Raw genomic sequence first — 18966 nt, forward strand, 5'->3', positions numbered from 1 at the left:
GCCACCGGCGGGACCGGGCGGACCGGGGCGCGGTGGAAGCCGGCCGGGAGCGCCGCCGGCGTCGTCGTGCCGCCCGGCGCCGGGGGTGTTCGGGGCGCCGCCGGTGCCGCTGGCCTCGTCGTGGCGGTGGTGCCCGCGGCGGTCGTCGTGCCGGTCCGGGGTCGCGGGGCGAGCCGGCCCACGCTGCGTGCCGACGCCCAGGTGTTCCACCCCGCCACGAGCGCGATGCCGCCCGCGACCACGGCGAGCAGCCACTCCCCCACCACGACGAGCCCACCGGCCGCCACCAGGGCCGCGGCCGTCGCCAGACCGGCCGCCACCATCGTCGAGAAGGCCGCCCTCCCCGACTCGTGGACGCAGTACCACGGCAACGGTCGTGCGCCCGGGGTCCGGGAACCGTCGCGGTCGGCCACGTCAGCGCCAACGGCCGGACGACCTCGCAGTGACGCGCTGACGTGTCGGGATCAGGGGGCGATGCGCTCCATCCGCACCACCTCGACGCCCGCCGCGTCCACCTCTCGCCCGGTCTCGAGGTAGCCGCGCCGCCCGTACAGGCCGAGGTTGCCGGTGCTCCGCACGCCGGTGACCAGCACCGAGACGGTGCGGGCGGCGAGCGTGGCGTGGGCGGCGTCGATCAGGGCGGTGCCGATGCCGAGCCCCTGGAGGTCGGGCGCGACCGAGTAGCGGGTGAACTCGACCGGCCCGGGACCCCGGACGCGGCGCAGCCGGACGCTGCCCACGAGCCGCGGCCCGATCCAGGCGCCGAAGCCGCGGGTGTCGTCGCGGGCGAGGTCGGCCGCGAGCTGCTCGAGGGTCTCGACCAGCGGCGGGATCTCGGTGGTGGCGTAGCGCCGTCCCTCCGAGAGGTAGGCGGCGTACTGCACCGTGAGGGCCTCGCCCGCGGACGCGGGCCCCAGCCGGTCGACGACGACCGGCGCCCCGGTCACCCGACCTCGGCCATGACCTCGTCGGAGGCGTCGAAGTTCGAGTAGACGTTCTGGACGTCGTCGGAGTCCTCGAGCGCGTCGATGATCCGCAGCACCTTGCGGGCCCCGTCGGCGTCGACCTCGACGTTCATCGACGGGACGAAGGACGCCTCCGCCGAGTCGTAGTCGATGCCGGCGTCCTGCAGCGCCTTGCGGACGGTGACGAGGTCGGTGGCCTCGCAGAGGATCTCGAAGTTCTCCCCGAGGTCGTTGACCTCCTCGGCGCCCGCCTCGAGGACCGCGAGCAGGAGGTCGTCCTCCGAGAGCTCCGCGGAGCCCTGCTCCTTCGCGACGATGATGACGCCCTTGCGGTTGAACAGGTAGGCCACCGAGCCCGGGTCGGCCATCGCCCCGCCGTTGCGGCTCATCGCGATGCGCACCTCGCCCGCGGCGCGGTTCTTGTTGTCGGTGAGGCACTCGATGAGCACCGCGACCCCGCCCGGGGCGTAGCCCTCGTAGGTGATCGCCTGGTAGTCGGCCCCGCCGGCCTCGGCCCCCGACCCGCGCTTGACGGCGCGGTCGATGTTGTCGTTGGGGACCGAGGTCTTCTTCGCCTTCTGGATGGCGTCGTAGAGGGTGGGGTTGGCGCCCGGGTCGCCGCCGCCGGTGCGCGCCGCGACCTCGATGTTCTTGATCAGCTTGGCGAAGATCTTGCCGCGCTTCGCGTCGATGGCGGCCTTCTTGTGCTTCGTCGTCGCCCACTTGGAGTGGCCGCTCATGGCTCCCGCCCTTCTCGTCTCGCGCGTGGCCGTGCCCTCGCCGACCGTCCGCGGGGTGCGGGGAGGGTGCCGGCGGCGGCACGGGTCGCGACGGGCGCCGGACGGTGCCGGCTCCGGACGTCGCGCTCCTGCCTCGACCGGCCATGTTACCGGGGCCCGTCGTTGCCGCGGGCAGCACGACGCCCTAGGTTCTGGGTTGCAGATCGCAACCCAGGAGGCCACGCATGACCACGACCCCCGATCTCCGCGAGCGCTCGTACCGCTGGGACGACCCGCGCGCGCTCGCCGCGCAGATGGAGGGCCGCTCCGGGCTCGAGTTCCTCCAGGGCCTCGTCTCCGGTGAGCTCCCGCCCCCGCCGATCATGGCGACGCTGGGCGCGGGGGTGGAGTCGGTCGAGGAGGGCCGGGTCGTGTTCACGATGACCCCGGCCGAGTACCACTACAACCCGATCGGCTCGGTGCACGGCGGCGTCTACGCGACGCTGCTCGACTCGGCCTGCGGCTGCGCGGTGCAGTCCACGCTGCCCGCCGGCGTCGGGTACACGAGCCTCGACCTCAGCGTGCGGTTCCTGCGGCCGATGACCTCCGACACCGGCCCGGTCCGCTGCGAGGGCGTCATCGTGTCGGCGGGGCGCCGGGTGGTGCTGGCCCGCGCGTCGATCACGGACTCGCGTGACCGGCTGCTCGGCGAGGCGACGTCGAGCTGCCTGCTCCTCTAGCGGCTACCGCAGCCGCGCCCCGGGGCCCGGCTCGGTGCGCACCCGGTCGGCCGGGGTGAGCACGTGCCCGTCCTCGCACACCTCCTGCAGCCCCACCGCGGCGCCGCACTCGTGCCGGACGACCGCGGGCGGGCCCTCGGGCCCGGCGTGGTGGCGGTCGCCGAACGCCATCAGCGCGATGAGCACCGTGCGCAGGTCGCGGCCCGTCGCGGTCGGCCGGTACTCCCGGCGGGCCCGCCGCCCCGGCTCCCGGTACTCGCGGGTCTCGACGAACCCCGCGTCGACCAGGGTCGCGAGCCGGCGGGTGAGCACGTTGCGGGCGATCCCGAGGTGGTCGACGAGGTCGTCGAACCGGGACACGCCGTTGAGCAGGTCCCGCAGGACGAGGACCGTCCACGGCTCGCCGAGGACCGTCATGGTGCGGGCGATCGAGCACGTGCCCGAGTCGAGGGTCCGCCACGGGGTGCTCATCCCCCCACGGTAGCTGGGTGGCGGGTGAGGACCCAGCCGCTCAGGAGGCGTGCTCCCGGACCCGACGCAGGAACAGGTCGTGCAGGCGCGCGTCGCCGGTCTGCTCGGGGTGGAACGCGGTGGCCATCACCGGTCCCTGCCGCACGGCCACGACCTTGCCCGACGCCGGCCCGGCCACCGACCCGGGGACGCGGGCCAGCACCTCGACCCCGCGCCCCACGGACTCGACCCACGGCGCCCGGATGAACACCGCCCGGACCGGGCCGCCGCGGATGCCGGTCACCGCGAGGTCGGCCTCGAAGGACTGCACCTGGCGCCCGAAGGCGTTGCGCCGCACGACGATGTCGAGCGCGCCGAGCTGGCGCTGGTCGGGGCGCGCGTCGATCGCCTCCCGCGCGAGCAGGATCATCCCGGCGCACGAGCCGAAGGCCGGCATCCCCTCGGCCAGCCGCGCCCGCAGCGGCTCGAGCAGGTCGAACGTCACGAGCAGCTTGGACAGGGTGGTCGACTCGCCGCCGGGCAGGACGAGGCCCTCGACCTGCCCCAGCTCCTCCGGGCGGCGGACCGGCCGGGGATCGGCGCCGCAGGCGCGCAGCGCGTCGAGGTGCTCGGGGACGTTGCCCTGCAGGGCGAGGACGCCGACGGGCGGGGCGGCACTCATATCTGGGGGTCCCGGGTCCGGTACTCGTCGAGGTGCTGCGTGGCGCACATGCGCTGCTGCTGCTGGCCGTTCGCCTGCGCCATGCACTCGTCGAGGGTCAGCCCCTCGCCGAAGGCGCCGCCGCCGAGGAGCCCCGGGAGCACCACCGCGAGGCCCCAGATCAGCCCGACGAGGCCCAGGACGAACCCGGCGAGCGCGGCACCGCCCGAGCGCTCCGGGTCGCGGAAGGCCTTGCGCGCCCCGATGAACCCCACGACGACCGCGGCGAGGCCCGCCACCACGCCGACCCAGCCCAGCACCCACGCCGTGCCGACGGCGATGACCCCGAGCACGAGGGCCGGCGAGCCCCAGCCGGCGAGCCCGCGGCGGCCGTCCCGACCGGTGCGGGAGGTGTCGGGGCGCGACGTCGTCATGGGCGCGATGGTCCCACGGGGCTACTCGGCGGCATTGGGGTACCGCTGGTTGAACTCGGTGATGTGCTGCGACTTGCACATGTGCATCTCGAACGACGACGTGGTCTCCGCCAGGCACTGGTCGAGCGTCAGGCCGTCGCCGAAGGTCCCGGAGCCGAAGAGGGTCTGCGAGACGACCACTCCGCCCCACACCAGCCCGATCGCGCTGAGGGCGAGGCCGCCGAGGGAGGGGCCGCCGTCGGTGGCGAGGCCCTTCCACGCCCGGCGCGCCCCGAGGTAGCCGGCGGCGACGCCGAACAGGCCCAGCACCACCCCGGCCCAGCCGGTCCACGCCGTCGCGGCCGCGAGCAGGCCGAGCACGAGCGCGGGGACGCCCAGGCCGTTGCGGCGCTCGGGAACCCCCTCGGGGGCCTCCTCCTCGACCGGGCGGGCCCGGCGCGGCGGGGCCTCCGCAGACGGGGCCGCCACGGGTGGGGCCTCCGCGGGCCGGGCCTCGACCGCCGGAGCGGCGGGCCTCGTCGTCGGGACGGGAGCGGCACCGACCCGCGGCAGGACCTCGGTCGGCGCGTCGACCGGCGCCACCGCGCCGTCGCGCCCGGCGGGGCGGGGCACGACGCGGACCCGGCGTGCGCCCTGGTTCGTCTCCGCGCTCATCGTCGCCGATCCTCCCATTCCCGACACGGACGGTCGATCACCCGGTCACCAGCCGCGGCGCGCCAACCGCTCGGACTCGGGCATGTCGGCGGTGGTGCGCCCCACCATGGCCTCGCCGAGGCCCGCGGAGACCTTCGCGATGACGTCGGGGTCGTCGTGGAAGGTGGTGGCCTTGACGATCGCCTCGGCGCGCCGCGCGGGGTCGCCCGACTTGAAGATGCCGGAGCCGACGAAGACGCCCTCGGCGCCGAGCTGCATCATCATCGCGGCGTCGGCCGGGGTGGCGATGCCGCCGGCGGTGAACAGCACGACGGGCAGGCGGCCCGACTCGGCGATCTCGCGCACGATCGGCAGCGGGGCCTGCAGGTCCTTCGCCGCGGCGTAGAGCTCCTGGGTGTCCATCCGCGCGAGGCGGCGGACGTCGGCGCGGATGGCCCGCATGTGCCGGGTGGCCTCGACGACGTTGCCGGTGCCGGCCTCGCCCTTCGACCGGATCATCGCCGCGCCCTCGCCGATGCGGCGCAGGGCCTCACCGAGGTTGGTGGCCCCGCAGACGAAGGGCACCGTGAAGGCCCACTTGTCGATGTGGTGCGCCTCGTCGGCCGGGGTGAGCACCTCGGACTCGTCGACGTAGTCGACGCCGAGGGACTGCAGGACCTGCGCCTCGACGAAGTGGCCGATGCGGGCCTTCGCCATCACGGGGATGGAGACCGCGTCGACGATCCCGGTGATCATGTCGGGGTCGGACATGCGGGCGACGCCGCCGTCGGCGCGGATGTCGGCCGGGACGCGCTCGAGGGCCATCACCGCGACGGCGCCCGCGTCCTCGGCGATCCTCGCCTGCTCGGCGTCGACGACGTCCATGATGACGCCGCCCTTGAGCATGTCGGCGAGCCCGCGCTTGACCCCGTCGGAGCCGGTCTGGTGGGCGGTGGGGGCGGGGCGGGTCACGGCGGAGACCTCCGGCGTCGTCGAGGGGTGGTCGGTCCCGAGGCTAACCGGGACCACCGACGACGTGGGGGCGTCGCCCGTCACCCCTACTGGATCGGTACCGGCGGCTCGGCCGGCGCCAGCGACTCCGGGTCGCCCAGCAGGTCGGCCAGCTGGCGGGGGTAGACCACGTCGACCGTCGCGGCGAGCTCGGTGCGGGTCCACCACCGGTGGCGGCGCACGGTGCGCCGCTCGAGCTCGGTGAACCCCGACACGTCGATCTCCGGCGCCTCGTCGACCCGGAGCAGGAAGAACAGCTCGCGGGCGGCGTAGGCGACGCCGTCGTGGGAGAACATCACGTCGCGCACCCACACCGGGCGGCCGAGCGCGTCGGTGCCCACCGCGAGCCCGGTCTCCTCGGACAGCTCGCGCGCGGCGGCCTCGGCGGCGTCCTCCCCCGGCTCGATGCCGCCGCCGGGGGTGAACCAGAACGCCTCGGTGGGCCGGGCCGGGTCGACGCCCTCGAACAGGAGCACCCGCTCGTCGGGGTCGAGGACGACGAGTCGGGCGGCGTCCCGGGCGACCGCGGGCTCGTCACCCGCGTCGCCGGCGGGCTCCGCCGGGCGGTCGGCGGGCTCGGCGATCTCGAAGTAGAAGGGGTAGGGCGCGGTCCCGGCGAGCCGCAGCACCCGCACCATCCGTCGCCCCCGCAGGGCGCGGGTGTCGCGCACGGCGTCGTTGTACACGCGGCGGGCGACCACCACGCGGGCGTCGGCGTCGGCGAGCTCGGCCGAGAGGTCGGGCGGCAGGGTCGCGGTCTCGAGCGGGGCCCGCCGGGCCACCAGGTCGTTCTCCGCGGCCTCGCGGGCCTCGCCCTCGCCGGCCGACTCCGCGGCCCGGGCGGCGGCGCGCAGGGCGCGTCGTCCCGTGGGGGTCAGGGCCGAGCTCGGCGCGGTCGCGGCGACGGCCCGGATCACGGCGGCCCGCCGGTCGAGGGCGGTGACGAGACCCTGGCGGGCGGCGTCGGTGCGCACGTGGAGCCGGTCGAGGCGGCGCGCCCGCGCGATGGCCAACCCGGCCGTGACCAGCAGGATCAGCACGACGACCGCGATGACGACGACCGCGATCCACCCGCCCGCGCCGAACACGTTCACGCGCCACTCCCCTGCTCGCACCGGCGGGGGAACCCTACGTGCGGGCCCCCGGCGCGACGACCGCCGGGGCCGGTCGCCCTCAGGGCTCGGGCAGGGTGACCGCCGGCTCGTCGAGGGCGGCGACCCCGCGCGGGTCGGCCGCGACGGCGACCTCGTAGACCCGCAGCACCGCCGCGGCCACGGTCGACCAGTCGAAGGCCCGCACCCGGGCCCGCCCGAGGCGCACGAGCTCGGCGCGGCGGTCCGGCGCGGCGAGGAGCCCGGCCAGTCCGGCGGTCCAGGCGGCCGGGTCGTCGGGCGGGAGGAGCAGCCCGGCGGTCCTCCCGGTCGCGGGCTCGGTGAGGACCCGGCGGAACGCCTCGATGTCACTCGCGACCACCGGCGTCCCGGCCGCCAGCCCCTCCGCCACGACGATGCCGAAGCTCTCGCCGCCGGTGTTCGGGGCGGCGAGCACGTCCATCGTGCCGAGGGCCCGGGAGCGGGTGCGGTCGTCGACGGCCCCGAGCACGTCCACCCGGTCGACGAGGGCCGCGGGCAGCCGCCGCCGCAGGTCGTCCGCGTCGCCGCGCCCGACCACGAGCAGGCGCACGTCGAGCGGAGCCAGCGCCTCGAGGAGCAGCGGCATGCCCTTGCGGGGCTCGTCGAACCGGCCCAGGAACCCGACCGTCGGCGGCCCCGGCGGGCGCGGCAGCGGGTCGGCGGCCGCCGCCGCGATCGCGGGCACGTCGACCCCGTTCGGGATCTCCACCGCGTCCCCGCCGAGGTGCTCGACGTAGACCTGGCGCGCGAGCGGGGACACGGCGATCCGCGCGGTGACCCGCTCGAGCATCGGGCGCAGCAGGGGCTGGAAGGTGAGCATCGTGCGCGAGCGAGGGGTCGAGGTGTGGAAGGTCGCGACGACCGGGCCCTCCGCCAGCACGAGCGCGAGCATCGACAGGCTCGGCGCCGTGGGCTCGTGCAGGTGCAGGACGTCGAAGTCCCCCGCCTGCAGCCAGCGCCGCACCCGGTGCAGCGACACCGGGCCGAACGTCAGCCGGGCCACCGACCCGTTGTAGGGGATCGCGACGGCCCGGCCGGCCCTCGTCACGAACCCGGGCACCGGGGTCGACTCGCTCGCCGGGGCGAGGACGTCGACGTCGTGCCCGAGGCCGGTCAGGGCGCGGGCCAGGTCGAGCACGTGCGCCTGGACCCCGCCCGCCACGTCCAGCGAGTAGGGGCAGACGATCCCGACGCGCATGGGGGCATCGTCCCGCACGCGGTCCGGGGGTCCGCACCGCGTGCCCGTCGGGCCCACGCCGGGGGCCTACGCCGCGGCCCGGATCATCCAGGACACCGCGGAGAGCCAGAGCATCGCGGCGAGCACGCCGAAGCCCAGCGTCATCGGGCCGAGGGCGCCACCCGACATCGCCCAGGCGTTCCCGGCGACGACGGACACGGCGGCGGCCACCGACACGGCGGCGCGGCGGCCGCGCCCGCCGCGGCGGAACCGGACCGCGAGGACCAGGCAGGCACCGGCGAGCGCCACGAACGCGAGCGTGCCGACGAGCATGTGGCCCACCGCGTGCCCGCTCAGGCCGGTGCTGCCGACGGGGTCCATCACGAGCACCCCGGCGGCGACGAAGCCCAGCCCGTACCCGACGGCGAGCCGGCCGAGCCACGGGTCCTCCGGGGCGGCCCGGCGCAGCCCGGCCCCGCCGAGCACCGCCAGCACTCCCCCGACGACGAAGTTCGCGATCTGGACCCAGCCGAGCGGGCCGGTCGAGAGCAGGCTCAGCGGCTGGGTCGAGAAGTCGAAGTCGGGGCGCAGGGCGGCCTGGGCGAGGGCGACGGCTCCCCAGAGCGGGGCGGCGACGGTGCCCGCGAGGAGCAGCCGGCGGTCGGTGGTGGGGGCCGGGGCGGTGGTCCGGAGCGTGGCGGTCATGGCGTCCTCCTGGTCGTCGTGCTGACACCGGGACGTCGTCTGGACCGACGCGACAGGGAATGGGACCGTTCCCTGTCACATGGCCTCGTCCGACGTCGTGGTGACCAGCCGGACCGACCAGGGAGACCACGATGCGATTCCTCATGACCACGGGTGAGAACAGCCGGACGCCCGACGAGGCGCTCTTCGCCGACATGGGCGCGTTCATCGACGAGATGACGGCCTCGGGCCACCTCGTCATGACCGGCGGCCTCGCCCCCGACCCCCGGCGGATGGAGACGGTGGGCGACGAGGTCACCGTGACCGACGGCCCGTTCGTCGAGGCCAAGGAGGCCGTGCTCGGCTTCGCGATCCTCGACGCCGACAGCTGGGACGAGGCCCTGGAGCTGGCGCGGCGGTTCCGCGCCGTCGTCGGCGACGGGCAGTCGACGATCCACCAGATCTTCACCGGCTGATGGACCCGGGCGAGGTCGCCGCCGCGGTCTGGCGCGCGGAGTCCGCGACGCTCGTCGGGGGCCTCGTGCGCCTCGTCGGCGACGTCGGCCTCGCCGAGGAGCTCGCGCAGGACGCCCTCGTGGCGGCCCTGGAGCAGTGGCCGGGCGCCGGCGTCCCCGACGCGCCGGCGGCCTGGCTCACCACGGTCGCCCGCCGGCGCGCGGTCGACCACCTGCGCCGGTCCGGTCGCCTCACCGGCCTCCCCGACGAGGGCCTTCCCGACGACCGCGCCCCCGCCGGCCCTCCCGACGACCGCCCGGGGCCGGCCGGGGAGCCCGGCGCGACCTCCGAAGGGCCCGACGACGTCCTGCGCCTCGCTCTGCTGACGTGCCACCCCGAGCTGGCCCGCGAGGAGCGGACCGCGATGACGCTGCGCCTCGTCGCGGGCCTGTCCACCGCCGAGATCGGCCGGGCGTTCCTCCTGCACGAGCCGCAGGTGGTGGCCCGGATCGCCCACGCCAAGCGGACCCTCGCCGGGGTCGGCATCGACGCGCCGGGCGAGCTCGCGGACCGGCTGCCCTCGGTGCTCGAGGTCGTCTACCTCGTGTTCAACGAGGGCTACACCGCCACGAGCGGGGACGACCTGCTGCGGCCCGCCCTCGTCGAGGAGGCCCTGCGGCTCGGGCGGCTGCTCGCGGTCCACGCGCCCGACGAACCGGAGGTCCACGGCCTCGTCGCGCTGATGGAGCTGCAGGCCTCGCGCTCGGCGGCCCGCACCGATGCCACCGGGGCGCCGGTGCCGCTCGACGAGCAGGACCGCTCCCGCTGGGACCGGGCCGCGATCCGCCGGGGGCTGGCCGCGCTCCTGCGCGCCCGCGGGGCCGGTCCCCCCGGCCCGTACGTGCTGCAGGCCGCGATCGCCGTCGCCCACGCGCGGGCGGAGCGGCCCGAGGACACCGACTGGCCGCAGATCGCCGCGCTCTACGACCTCCTCGTCACCGTGACGCCCACCGCGGTGGTGCGGCTGAACCGGGCGGTGGCCCTGGGGCGGGCCCGGGGGCCCGAGGTCGGCCTCGCGGCGGTCGACGAGCTCGCCGCGGGGGGCGCGCTGCGCGACTACCACCTGCTCCCCGCCGTGCGCGCCGACCTGCTCGCGCGCCACGGCCGCGACGCCGAGGCCCGGGTGGAGTGGCGCCGCGCCGCCGCGCTCGCCTCGAACGCGGCCGAGCGGGCGGTGCTCCTGCGCCGCGCCGACGCCCTGGCCGCCGTCGCGGCGACCGGCCCGACGCTCGGCCCCGCCGTGGAGCGCTTCCTCGCGCGGGACGACCTCGCGGCCGCGTCCCGCCGCTCCTACGCGCAGACCCTGCTGCGCCTGACCCGTGCCCTGGGCGACCTGCGCCCGTTGGCGTCGGTGGACGACGCGGTGGTCGCCGACGTCGTCACGACGACGTGGGGCGCCACGTCGGCGGCGACGTGGAACCGGCACCGGGCCGCCGTCCGGTCGTTCGCCGCGTGGCTCTCCCGGCCCGACCTCGCCGCGGGGCTCCCCGGGCGCACCGTCTCCCCGCGGGTGTCGACGCCCGCCCCGGAGGTCCCCGACGGCCCGCCCCGCGAGCGCGCCCTGTGGGCCCTGCTCGCCGAGTCGGGCGGGACGGTCACCGACGCGCTCGCCCTCGACGTGCCCGACCTCGGGGGCCTCCGGTGCTCGCCGCGGACCACGGCGCTGCTCACGGACCTCGTCGGGAACCGGACGGCCGGACCGGTGTTCCTCTCCGAGCGTCGGCCCGGACCGACGCGGACGCCCGGTGCGCGGGACCTCTGTCCGCACACCGGGCGTCGCCGGCTGTCCTACGAGCGCGCCGAGTACCTGTTCAAACGGGCCTCGGGCGGCTCGACCCTCGGTCGCCTGCGTCGGCGACCCTCGGGCTAGGCGACCATGTCCTCCAGCTCCTTGCCCTTGGTCTCCGCCACCGCCTTGTAGACGAAGATGAAGGAGAGCAGGGCGAACGCCGTGTAGAGCCCGTAGGCCAGCGAGAGGCCGACGTCGGCGAGCGACTGGAACGACACGGTGATGAGGAAGTTCGCGACCCACTGGGCGGCGGCCGCGACGGAGAGCGCGGCGGCGCGCAGGTAGTTCGGGAACATCTCGCCGAGGAGCACCCAGACCACGGGGCCCCACGTGATGGCGAACGAGACGACGAACAGGTTCGCCGCGACCAGGGCGATCGGGCCCCAGGCGCCCGGCAGGCCGACGGTCGCCTCGCCGCTCTCGCTGACGGTCGGCATCGACTGCGAGAACGCGATCGCCATGACGAGCAGCGAGAGCGTCATGCCGAGCGAGCCGCCGAGCAGCATCGGCCGGCGGCCGACCCGGTCGACGATGAGGATCGCGACGATCGTCGAGACGACGTTGATGAGGCCGTTGATCACCGAGGCCAGGAACGACTGGGACTCGGAGAACCCGACGGCCTGCCACAGCGTGGTCGAGTAGTAGAAGATCACGTTGATGCCGACGAACTGCTGGAAGACCGACAGCAGGATGCCGACCCAGACGATCGGCTTGAGGCCGAAGCGGTCGCCCTTGAGGTCGCGCAGCGACGGCTTGACGTCACGGCGCAGCGACTCGTCGATCTCCTGGATCTTGGCGCGCACCGACTCCGGGGAGCGGGTGTCCTCGACGGAGGCCAGGACCTCGCCGGCCTTCTCGAGCTGGCCCTTGGCCACGAGGTAGCGCGGCGACTCCGGGATGCGCAGGGCGAGCACGGCGTAGATCACCGACGGGATGACGCCGACGAGGAACATCCAGCGCCACGCCTCGAGCCCGATCCAGAACTCGTTCGCCGCACCGCCCGCGACCCCGGCGAGCAGGGCGTCGGAGAGCAGGGCGACGAAGATGCCGAGGACGATCGCCATCTGCTGCAGGGAGCCGAGCCGCCCGCGGATGTGCGCCGGGGCGATCTCCGCGATGTACGCGGGCGCGATCACCGAGGCGATGCCGATGCCGACGCCGGCGAGGATGCGCCAGATGATCAGGTCCCAGACCGCGAACGCGAGCCCGGAACCGATCGAGCTGATCGCGAACAGCGCGGCCGCGATCAGCATGACCCGCACCCGGCCGTAGCGGTCGGCCACCGGGCCGGCGAACCACGCGCCGACCGCGGAGCCGAGCAGCGCGCACGCCACGGTGAAGCCGGCGAGCAGCGGGCTGTTGGTCAGGCCGAACTCGTTGTTGAGGGCGTCGACGGCGCCGTTGATGACGCTCGAGTCGAAGCCGAACAGGAACCCGCCGACCGCCGCGACGATGGAGACCAGGATGGCCTTCGCCGTGGTCTTCGGTGGGGCTCCCGTGCCCGACGAGGCCGACGAGCCCCCCGCCCCGGCCGGTGAATCAGTGGTCATTGCGCTCTCCCCGTGACTGCGGTGTCGGGATGTGTACGTGCCAGGTCGGCGGCGCCGACCATCCCCGCCTCCCAGCCGAGCTCGGCCAGGCGGACCTCTGCCACCGGACGGTGGCCGCGTCCGGTGAGGTTGCTGCGGAACGTGGTCTCGACACGGGACCGCAGCACCTCCCCCGCCGCGGACACCCCGCCGCCGATGACGAACAACGACGGGTCGAGCACCGCGGCGAGCTGGGCGCAGCCCAGCCCGATCCAGCGGCCGATCTCGTCGAAGCAGTGCAGGCCGGCGACGTCGCCGCGCTGGGCGGCCGCCGTGACCATCTCGCCGGTGATCGCGTCGGGATCGCCGCCGGAGACCTCGAGGAGGCCGGCCGCGAACGCCGGCGAGTGCCGGGCGATCTCGTGGGCCTCGGTGACCAGGGCGCGCCCGGAGCCGTACTGCTCCCAGCACCCCTGCAGGCCACATCCGCAGCGACGGCCGTACGGGACCATCGTGATGTGGCCGATCTCGGCGGCCACGCCGTAGCCGCCGCGCAGCAGTCGCCCGCCGACGACGATGCCGCCGCCCACCCCGGTGCCGATGGTGATCGCGACGAGGTCGTCGTGGTCGCGTCCGCTGCCGAACCGGGACTCCGCCCAGGCCACCGCGTTGGCGTCGTTCTCGACGACGACGGGCAGGTTGAGCCGGGCGCTGAGCTTCGAGCGCAGGTCCTCGTCGCGCCAGGCGAGGTTCGGCGCGAACATCACCGTGGTGCGCCGCGAGTCGACGAAGCCCGCCGCCCCGATCCCCACGGCGCCGATCTCGTGCTCGGCGGCGAGCTCGCGGACCGCGTCGGCGATCCCGGCGAGCACCCCCTCGGTGTTCTGCGCCGGGGTCTCGCGACGGGTGTGGGCGAGGAGCTTGCCCGCGCTGTCGACGACCCCCGCCGCGATCTTCGTGCCGCCGACGTCGACACCGACGGTCAGGGCGTCGGCCGGGACGTCGGCCGGTTCCATGTCGCCCCGCCCTACGAGGTCGCGAGCTCGTGCGAGGCGAGCTTGTCGACGTCGATGGTGCCCATGTCGGTGACGACGATGTCGGCACCCTCGCCCGCGAGGGCGTCGACGTCGTCGTTGCGGGCGACGCCGATCGCGGCGAACTCGCCGGCCTTCGCGGCCTGGATGCCGTTCATGGCGTCCTCGCAGACGAACGCGTCGGCCGGGTCGACCCCGAGCTCCTTCGCGGCCGTTAGGAAGATCTCCGGGTGCGGCTTGCCCTGGGCGAAGTCGCGGCCGGAGACGTCGACGTCGAAGATCTCGTGCAGGTTGCCGGTGCCGCCGTAGTTCGCGAGGTCGATGCGCTCCAGGAAGAGCTTCGCGTTCTTCGACGACGAGGCGGCGGCGACCGGGATGCCGGCCTTCTTCACCGCGATGACGAAGCGGACGGCGTCCTCGTAGGCGGAGAACTTCCCGTCCTTGATGAGACGGATGATCATCTCCTGCTTGTGCTCGCCGTACTCGGTGACGCGCTGCTCGACGTCGGGCACCCCGAAGTACTCCAGGGCCGCCGTGGCGCCCGCCTCGCGCGGCTTGCCCGACATGCGCTGGTGGTAGACGTCGGAGGTGAAGCCCTCGGGCGTCCACGTGGTCTGGTCGCGGATGTCGGACCAGGAGCCCTCCATCAGCTCGCGCAGCGCCTCGCGCCACGCCTGCTCGTGCGGCGAGTCGACGAGCACGCCGTCGACGTCGAAGATGCCGCCCCGGAAGCCGGTACCGCTGGATGCACTGGTCACGTGATCGCTCCTCAGACGTGCTCGAGCTCGGAGGTGCCGGGAATCTGCGCCGGGTCGTCGACGAGTCGCACCGACACCCGGTCGCCGGCGGCGAGTTCCCGGATCTCGCCGCCCATGCCGACCTTCACCGGGTGGGAGAAGCCCTCGGTGGCCACCTCGACGACGAGGGCGCCGTCGGCCACGGACACCTGCAGCGAGGTGCCCTGGAAGACCATCGAGTACCGCAGCCCCTCGAGGCGGCTGGTCAGGCGCGGCGCGAAGTGCAGGACGCCGTCGCGCACGCTGCAGCCCACGTAGGCCCGCTGCAGGAGGTCGAGCGTGCCCGACATGACACCCATGTGGATGCCCTCCTTGGTGGTGCCGCCCTGCACGTCGCCCACGTCGGACTCCAGGGCGATCCCGAACCGCTCCCACGACGACGCCGGGTCGATGCCCGCCAGCACCGCCGCGTGCGCGACGAGGCTCAGCGTGGAGCCGTGCGAGGTGCGGTGGTCGTAGTAGTCGATCGTCCGGCGGGCGAAGTCGGGGTCGTCGGCGATCTCGGTGTAGCCGAGCCGCTCGAGGACCTCGCGCAGCTCGATGTCGGAGAACAGGAAGAACAGCATCACCGCGTCGGCCTGCTTGGCCACCTTGTACCGGTCGGGGTCCTCGCCCTCGGCCTTGAGGATGCGGTCCATCCGCTGGATGTTGGTGTGCTTGGCGCGGTAGCCCTCCCAGTCGAGCTCGTCGAGGGACTCGTAGCCCTCGAACTGGCTCAGCACCCGGTGGCCGTCGCCGGTGTCGTGGGTGGGCACGTACATGAGCCGCGTCATCTCGTCCCAGCGCGTGATCTCCGCGTCGGTGATCCCGAGGCGGTCGCGCAGGGCCCGGCGGCGGCTGGCGGGCAGCAGCGCGAGCACCTTCGGCGCGGTCGCGCAGATCCACGCCACCATGACGTTGGTGTAGGCGTTGTTGCGCAGCCCGCCGGTCTCGGCGCCCGGGTAGCCCTCGTGGAACTCGTCGGGACCCATGACGCCGTGGATCTCGTAGCGGCCGGTCTGCGGGTTCCGGTGCGCGATCGAGGCCCAGAACCGGGCGATCTCGAGCATCAGCTCGGCGCCGTAGTCGCGCAGGAACTCGAGGTCGTCGGAGGCCTGGTAGTACTGCCAGACGTTGTAGAAGATCGCCGCGTTGACGTGGCGCTGGTTGTGCGAGTGGTCGGGGTCCCACTGGCCCGAGAGCGGGTTGAGGTGGACCACCTGGGTCTCCTCGGTGCCGTCGGAGCCCGACTGCCACGGGAACATCGCCCCCGAGAAGCCGGCCTCGGCCGCGGCGGCGCGGGCCTCGGTGAGGCGCCGGTAGCGGTACATCAGCAGGCCGCGGGTGACCTCGGGGAGCCGGAAGTTGAGGAACGGGTAGACGTAGAGCTCGTCCCAGAACACGTGGCCGCGGTAGGCCTCCCCGTTGAGCCCGCGGGCGGGGACGCCGGCGTCGTGGCGGGCGGTGTGGCGCGAGCAGACCTGCAGGATGTGCGCGGTGTGGAAGCGCAGCAGCAGCTGCACCCGCGGCTCGGAGGGCAGGTCGATCGCCGAGACGTCCCAGAGCTCGGTCCAGGCCGACTCGTGCTCGGCGAAGGCCTCCGCGAAGTCGGGGTAGCGCTCGACGTGGCGGCCGGCCGCCGTGAGGGTCTCGGTGATCGCGTTGTCGTGGCTGGTGAAGAACGCCACCAGCTTCTCGACCTTGATGGCCTCGCCCTCGTGGGCCTCCAGCTCGAGCACCTGCTGGATGTAGTCGTTCATCTGGTGCAACGTGCGCTTCGGCTCGACGGCCTGCCACGAGCGCCCGCGGCTCCGCGCGACCCGGGTGCGGGCGGCCTCGGAGATGTAGAGGTTCGACTGCCGGGTGCGCACCTTGAGCGCGATGACCTCCGGACCGAAGGTGCGCGGGGTGACCGGGTCGAGGTGGCGGCCCTCGAGGTCGCGGTAGCGGGCGACCATGTCGTTGTCGACGCGGCCGTCGATCGCGGTGACGATGCCGACGCTGCCCGACCAGTTCTCGGGGGTCAGCACCCACTCGATCGCGGCCTGGTGGCTGTGCGCCATCGAGACGAAGCGCCGGCTGCGCAGCGTCGACTCGCGGCCCTTGCGGTCGCGGAACCGGAACACGCGACCCACCGTGGCGGTGCGGATGTCGTAGGTGTGCGAGTACTCGAGCACCTCGACGTTGTCGAGCGTGATCGCCTCCTCGCCCTCGATGCGCAGCATGAGGACGAGCCAGTTCGGCAGGTTGACGAGGTCCTCGTTGAGCACGGGGCGCCCGCCGAGGATCGTCGTCTCACGGTTGTAGGCGCCGTGGGCGTAGGTCCCGGCGTAGTGCGCCGGCGGGTCGGTGTCCTCCCACTCCGCGCTGCCGCGGGTGCAGAAGTAGCCGTTGCCGGTGGAGGACAGCGCCTCGCGCAGGCCCTCCTCCTCGGGGTTGACGCCTTCCCAGGTGAGGGTCCAGCTGTCGTCGTCCTGATGGTCCGGGGCGAGGGTCACGCTGTCTCCTGGAGAGGTCATCGGGCGAGGCCGTCGAGGAAGGCGCCGACCGCGTCGACGTCGGCGAGCACGGCCGCGGCGGCCGTCTCGCGCTCGTCGGCGTCGGTGGGGCCGATGACGAGGACCCCGAGGCCCCCGTCGGCGATGCTGGGGGCGTTGAACGCGTCCTCGTCGGTCACGTCGTCCCCGACGTAGATCGGCAGGACGTCCACCCCGCGCAGGTCCAGCACGTCGAGCAGGTGCTCCACGGCCTTGCCCTTGTTCCAGTCGATCTTCGGCTGGATCTCGTGCACGAACTTGCCGGGGGTCACGCGCAGCTCGCCCGGGTGCGCGTCGAGCACGCCGTCGACGAGCTCCTGGACCTCCGCGTGCCGGGCCGCGTCCACCCCGCGGTAGTGCAGCGCGACCGAGGCGTGCTTGGGCTCGACGAGCGTGCCCTCGATCCCGGCCGCCTGCTCGGACACCTCCGCGGTGACCCGCTCGACGAGGTCCTCGAACCCGGTCGACGCGTCGTGCGTGATGACGCCGGTCTCGGGGTGGTGGATGTCGAAGCCGTGGCTGCCCGCGACCACGAGGTCGTCCAGGCCCATGAGCTCGGTGACCACCTGCCGGTCGCGCCCCGACACGACGCAGACGCTGGCGCGCCCCGCCAGATCGGAGACGATGCGGCGCATCTCGTCGGTCATCACCGCGTCGGAGGGCCGGTCGACGATGGGGCTGAGCACGCCGTCGTAGTCGAGGAAGACGGCCGGCTTCCGGCCGTCCCCGCGTTCGGCGATCACGGTGGAGGGCTCGGGCAGCTCGGACGCGCGCGAACTCATGGAAGCGACCTCCACGTCGTTTCTCGTGTCGCTGATCCGGTTCCCGAACAGCCTGTGATGCTGTTCACAGGCTAGGCGCACGGCGTGATGTGGTCAACCGATGAACGCACCACCGCTGATCTTGGCACCGCGAGGGCCGCGGCGCGAACCGTGTCACTCTTGGGCGGCGAGCACGTGGTCGAGCGCGAGCGCGATCGCCCCGAGGACGTGCGTGTGCTGCCCGAGGGCCGCCGTCACCACCTCCACGTCGGCCGCGCCCGGCAACGACCAGCGCTCGAGCGCCGCGACGAGCGGGTCGAGCAGGAGGTCCCCGGCCTGGGCCAGCTCGCCCCCGACGACGATGCGGGCGGGAGTGAGCACGCTGCACAGCGCCCCGAGGGCGCGGCCGACCTGGCCGCCGGTGTCGGCGAGGACCCGGCGGGCCGGCACGTGGCCGCCGCGCGCCCGGGCCACCACCTCGGTGACCGTGAGCGGGCTGCCGAGCAGTGGGGCGAGGAGGCCGACGACGGTGTCGGTCGACGCCCACGTCTCCAGGCAGCCGCGGTTGCCGCAGCGGCACACCGAACCGCCCGGCGGGCCTCCGGTGTCGTCGACGACGACGTGCCCGATCTCCCCCGCCGTCCCGGCCCGGCCGCGATAGGGCCGTCCCCCGAGCACGAGGCCCGCACCGACCCCGTCGGACAGCTTGAGGTAGATCCCCTCGTCGACGCCGTGCAGGGCGCCCCAGGCCTGCTCGGCCAGGGTCCCGAGCAGGGCGTCGTTGTCGACGACCACCGGGGCGCGGAGGCGCCGCGCCGCCACGGCGGCCGCGTCGACGCCCACCCAGCCCGGCAGGATGCCCGGCTCCCCCACCGCGCCGGTGCGGGCGTCGACCGGGGCCGGGAGCCCGATCCCCACCCCGAGGAGCTCGTCCCGGGGCACGCCCGCGGCGGCCAGCACGTCGTCGAGCAGGTCGGCCGCCGCCTCCAGCCCGTCGGTGGCGCGGTGGCCCTCGGGCAGCTCCACCGACCGCTCGCCGAGGAGCCGGTCGCCCGGCGCGTCGGACGCGGCGAACAGCCGAGTCGTCTCCGCCGCCCGCGCCACGGCGACGCGCACGTGGCCGTGCCCGAAGTCGATCCCCGCCACCACCCCGGGCGGGGGCGCCAGGCGCACGACCCGCACCCGCCGGCCGCCGCGCGTCGCGGTCGACGCCGTCAGCCGGCCCTCGCGGCAGAGGTCGCGGACGATGTTCGAGACGGTCGCGGGGGCGAGCCCGGTCGCGGCGGCGATCCCGGACTGGCTCGGCTCGCCCGCCGCGAGGACGGCGTCGAGCAGGCGCCGCCGGTTCGCCGCCCGGAGGCCCGCCGGGGAGCCGGGCCGTTCCGCGTTCATCCGATGAACGTAGCCCGTGCTGTGG

20 protein-coding genes are annotated in these 18966 nt (G+C 74.6%); 3 read left to right on the forward strand and 17 right to left on the reverse strand.

Annotated features, from left to right (window positions below; all coding sequences use genetic code 11):
* The 3 genes from ACFPBZ_RS24645 to ACFPBZ_RS24655 form a co-directional block, all read right to left on the reverse strand.
* Nucleotides 1-323 (reverse strand): hypothetical protein (locus tag ACFPBZ_RS24645; RefSeq protein WP_378038761.1); only part of this gene is annotated, 323 nt, incomplete at its 3' end.
* 141 nt (nucleotides 324-464) lie between these two features.
* Nucleotides 465-947, reverse strand: a complete 483-nt coding sequence (locus tag ACFPBZ_RS24650; RefSeq protein ID WP_378038762.1) for a GNAT family N-acetyltransferase — start codon at nucleotides 945-947, stop codon at nucleotides 465-467.
* Nucleotides 944-1705, reverse strand: a complete 762-nt coding sequence (locus ACFPBZ_RS24655; RefSeq protein WP_378038763.1) for a YebC/PmpR family DNA-binding transcriptional regulator — start codon at nucleotides 1703-1705, stop codon at nucleotides 944-946. The genes ACFPBZ_RS24650 and ACFPBZ_RS24655 overlap by 4 nt, the downstream gene beginning before the upstream one ends.
* Nucleotides 1706-1929: 224 nt before the next feature.
* Here ACFPBZ_RS24655 and ACFPBZ_RS24660 point away from each other — a divergent pair, with 224 nt between their 5' ends.
* Nucleotides 1930-2424, forward strand: coding sequence for a PaaI family thioesterase (locus ACFPBZ_RS24660; protein ID WP_378038764.1), 495 nt, complete (start codon nucleotides 1930-1932; stop codon nucleotides 2422-2424).
* A 3-nt stretch (nucleotides 2425-2427) separates the two neighbouring features.
* On the opposite strand, the gene ACFPBZ_RS24665 is transcribed toward ACFPBZ_RS24660, so the two are convergent.
* The 8 genes from ACFPBZ_RS24665 to ACFPBZ_RS24700 all read right to left on the reverse strand — a co-directional run bounded on the left by ACFPBZ_RS24665 (nucleotide 2428) and on the right by ACFPBZ_RS24700 (nucleotide 8628).
* Nucleotides 2428-2895: a winged helix-turn-helix transcriptional regulator gene (locus ACFPBZ_RS24665; protein WP_378038765.1), complete on the reverse strand. Its 468-nt coding sequence runs from the start codon at nucleotides 2893-2895 to the stop codon at nucleotides 2428-2430.
* Between the two features lie 40 nt (nucleotides 2896-2935).
* Nucleotides 2936-3556, reverse strand: a complete 621-nt coding sequence (pdxT, locus tag ACFPBZ_RS24670; RefSeq protein ID WP_378038766.1) for a pyridoxal 5'-phosphate synthase glutaminase subunit PdxT — start codon at nucleotides 3554-3556, stop codon at nucleotides 2936-2938.
* Complete coding sequence (locus tag ACFPBZ_RS24675; RefSeq protein WP_378038767.1) at nucleotides 3553-3969, reverse strand: hypothetical protein; 417 nt, start codon at nucleotides 3967-3969, stop codon at nucleotides 3553-3555. Before ACFPBZ_RS24675 ends, pdxT begins: the two co-directional genes overlap by 4 nt.
* Before the next feature lie 21 nt (nucleotides 3970-3990).
* Complete coding sequence (locus ACFPBZ_RS24680; protein WP_378038768.1) at nucleotides 3991-4623, reverse strand: hypothetical protein; 633 nt, start codon at nucleotides 4621-4623, stop codon at nucleotides 3991-3993.
* Between the two features lie 45 nt (nucleotides 4624-4668).
* Nucleotides 4669-5574 carry a pyridoxal 5'-phosphate synthase lyase subunit PdxS gene (gene pdxS / locus ACFPBZ_RS24685; RefSeq protein ID WP_378038769.1) on the reverse strand — a complete coding sequence of 302 codons (906 nt, stop codon included), beginning with the start codon at nucleotides 5572-5574 and terminating at the stop codon, nucleotides 4669-4671.
* Nucleotides 5575-5660: 86 nt separating this feature from the next.
* Nucleotides 5661-6707, reverse strand: a complete 1047-nt coding sequence (locus ACFPBZ_RS24690) for an NUDIX hydrolase (protein ID WP_378038770.1) — start codon at nucleotides 6705-6707, stop codon at nucleotides 5661-5663.
* Between the two features lie 79 nt (nucleotides 6708-6786).
* The gene (locus tag ACFPBZ_RS24695) at nucleotides 6787-7944 is read right to left on the reverse strand and encodes a glycosyltransferase family 4 protein (protein ID WP_378038771.1); all 1158 of its coding nucleotides are present in this window, start codon (nucleotides 7942-7944) and stop codon (nucleotides 6787-6789) included.
* Between the two features lie 66 nt (nucleotides 7945-8010).
* Nucleotides 8011-8628, reverse strand: a complete 618-nt coding sequence (locus ACFPBZ_RS24700; RefSeq protein ID WP_378038772.1) for a DUF998 domain-containing protein — start codon at nucleotides 8626-8628, stop codon at nucleotides 8011-8013.
* Between the two features lie 143 nt (nucleotides 8629-8771).
* On the opposite strand from ACFPBZ_RS24700, the gene ACFPBZ_RS24705 reads away from it, so the two are divergent.
* Together ACFPBZ_RS24705 and ACFPBZ_RS24710 are read left to right on the forward strand one after the other, a co-directional pair.
* Entirely contained in the window at nucleotides 8772-9083 is a 312-nt protein-coding gene (locus tag ACFPBZ_RS24705; protein WP_378038773.1) for a YciI family protein, read from the forward strand.
* A complete protein-coding gene (locus tag ACFPBZ_RS24710) occupies nucleotides 9083-10993 on the forward strand; it encodes a DUF6596 domain-containing protein (protein ID WP_378038774.1) in 1911 nt (636 codons plus the stop codon). The genes ACFPBZ_RS24705 and ACFPBZ_RS24710 overlap by 1 nt, the downstream gene beginning before the upstream one ends.
* Here ACFPBZ_RS24710 and ACFPBZ_RS24715 read toward each other — a convergent pair.
* The 6 genes from ACFPBZ_RS24715 to ACFPBZ_RS24740 all read right to left on the reverse strand — a co-directional run bounded on the left by ACFPBZ_RS24715 (nucleotide 10990) and on the right by ACFPBZ_RS24740 (nucleotide 18941).
* Complete coding sequence (locus ACFPBZ_RS24715; RefSeq protein WP_378038775.1) at nucleotides 10990-12462, reverse strand: sugar porter family MFS transporter; 1473 nt, start codon at nucleotides 12460-12462, stop codon at nucleotides 10990-10992. The two genes, ACFPBZ_RS24710 and ACFPBZ_RS24715, sit on opposite strands and share 4 nt — an antisense overlap.
* Entirely contained in the window at nucleotides 12459-13457 is a 999-nt protein-coding gene (locus ACFPBZ_RS24720; protein WP_378038776.1) for an ROK family glucokinase, read from the reverse strand. Before ACFPBZ_RS24720 ends, ACFPBZ_RS24715 begins: the two co-directional genes overlap by 4 nt.
* Before the next feature lie 11 nt (nucleotides 13458-13468).
* Nucleotides 13469-14233, reverse strand: a complete 765-nt coding sequence (locus ACFPBZ_RS24725; RefSeq protein ID WP_378038777.1) for an HAD family hydrolase — start codon at nucleotides 14231-14233, stop codon at nucleotides 13469-13471.
* Between the two features lie 11 nt (nucleotides 14234-14244).
* Entirely contained in the window at nucleotides 14245-16749 is a 2505-nt protein-coding gene (locus ACFPBZ_RS24730) for a glycoside hydrolase family 65 protein (protein ID WP_378038778.1), read from the reverse strand.
* 17 nt (nucleotides 16750-16766) lie between these two features.
* A complete protein-coding gene (gene otsB / locus ACFPBZ_RS24735; protein WP_378038779.1) occupies nucleotides 16767-17570 on the reverse strand; it encodes a trehalose-phosphatase in 804 nt (267 codons plus the stop codon).
* 153 nt (nucleotides 17571-17723) lie between these two features.
* On the reverse strand, nucleotides 17724-18941 hold the full coding sequence (locus ACFPBZ_RS24740) for an ROK family protein (RefSeq protein WP_378038780.1): 1218 nt from the start codon (nucleotides 18939-18941) through the stop codon (nucleotides 17724-17726).
* Nucleotides 18942-18966: the final 25 nt, after the last annotated feature.

Source organism: Actinomycetospora atypica (assembly GCF_042653685.1).
Classification (GTDB): Bacteria; Actinomycetota; Actinomycetes; order Mycobacteriales; family Pseudonocardiaceae; genus Actinomycetospora; species Actinomycetospora atypica.

What these genes read in the sequence shown, in the direction of transcription:
- ACFPBZ_RS24720 (WP_378038776.1), bottom strand. Translation starts at nt 13,457, where the DNA reads ATGGAACCGGCCGACGTCCCGGCCGACGCCCTGACCGTCGGTGTCGAC.
- ACFPBZ_RS24695 (WP_378038771.1), bottom strand. Translation starts at nt 7,944, where the DNA reads ATGCGCGTCGGGATCGTCTGCCCCTACTCGCTGGACGTGGCGGGCGGG.
- ACFPBZ_RS24710 (WP_378038774.1), top strand. Translation starts at nt 9,083, where the DNA reads ATGGACCCGGGCGAGGTCGCCGCCGCGGTCTGGCGCGCGGAGTCCGCG.
- ACFPBZ_RS24740 (WP_378038780.1), bottom strand. Translation starts at nt 18,941, where the DNA reads ATGAACGCGGAACGGCCCGGCTCCCCGGCGGGCCTCCGGGCGGCGAAC.
- ACFPBZ_RS24700 (WP_378038772.1), bottom strand. Translation starts at nt 8,628, where the DNA reads ATGACCGCCACGCTCCGGACCACCGCCCCGGCCCCCACCACCGACCGC.
- otsB (WP_378038779.1), bottom strand. Translation starts at nt 17,570, where the DNA reads ATGAGTTCGCGCGCGTCCGAGCTGCCCGAGCCCTCCACCGTGATCGCC.
- ACFPBZ_RS24660 (WP_378038764.1), top strand. Translation starts at nt 1,930, where the DNA reads ATGACCACGACCCCCGATCTCCGCGAGCGCTCGTACCGCTGGGACGAC.
- ACFPBZ_RS24655 (WP_378038763.1), bottom strand. Translation starts at nt 1,705, where the DNA reads ATGAGCGGCCACTCCAAGTGGGCGACGACGAAGCACAAGAAGGCCGCC.
- ACFPBZ_RS24715 (WP_378038775.1), bottom strand. Translation starts at nt 12,462, where the DNA reads ATGACCACTGATTCACCGGCCGGGGCGGGGGGCTCGTCGGCCTCGTCG.
- pdxT (WP_378038766.1), bottom strand. Translation starts at nt 3,556, where the DNA reads ATGAGTGCCGCCCCGCCCGTCGGCGTCCTCGCCCTGCAGGGCAACGTC.
- ACFPBZ_RS24705 (WP_378038773.1), top strand. Translation starts at nt 8,772, where the DNA reads ATGACCACGGGTGAGAACAGCCGGACGCCCGACGAGGCGCTCTTCGCC.
- ACFPBZ_RS24665 (WP_378038765.1), bottom strand. Translation starts at nt 2,895, where the DNA reads ATGAGCACCCCGTGGCGGACCCTCGACTCGGGCACGTGCTCGATCGCC.
- ACFPBZ_RS24675 (WP_378038767.1), bottom strand. Translation starts at nt 3,969, where the DNA reads ATGACGACGTCGCGCCCCGACACCTCCCGCACCGGTCGGGACGGCCGC.
- ACFPBZ_RS24680 (WP_378038768.1), bottom strand. Translation starts at nt 4,623, where the DNA reads ATGAGCGCGGAGACGAACCAGGGCGCACGCCGGGTCCGCGTCGTGCCC.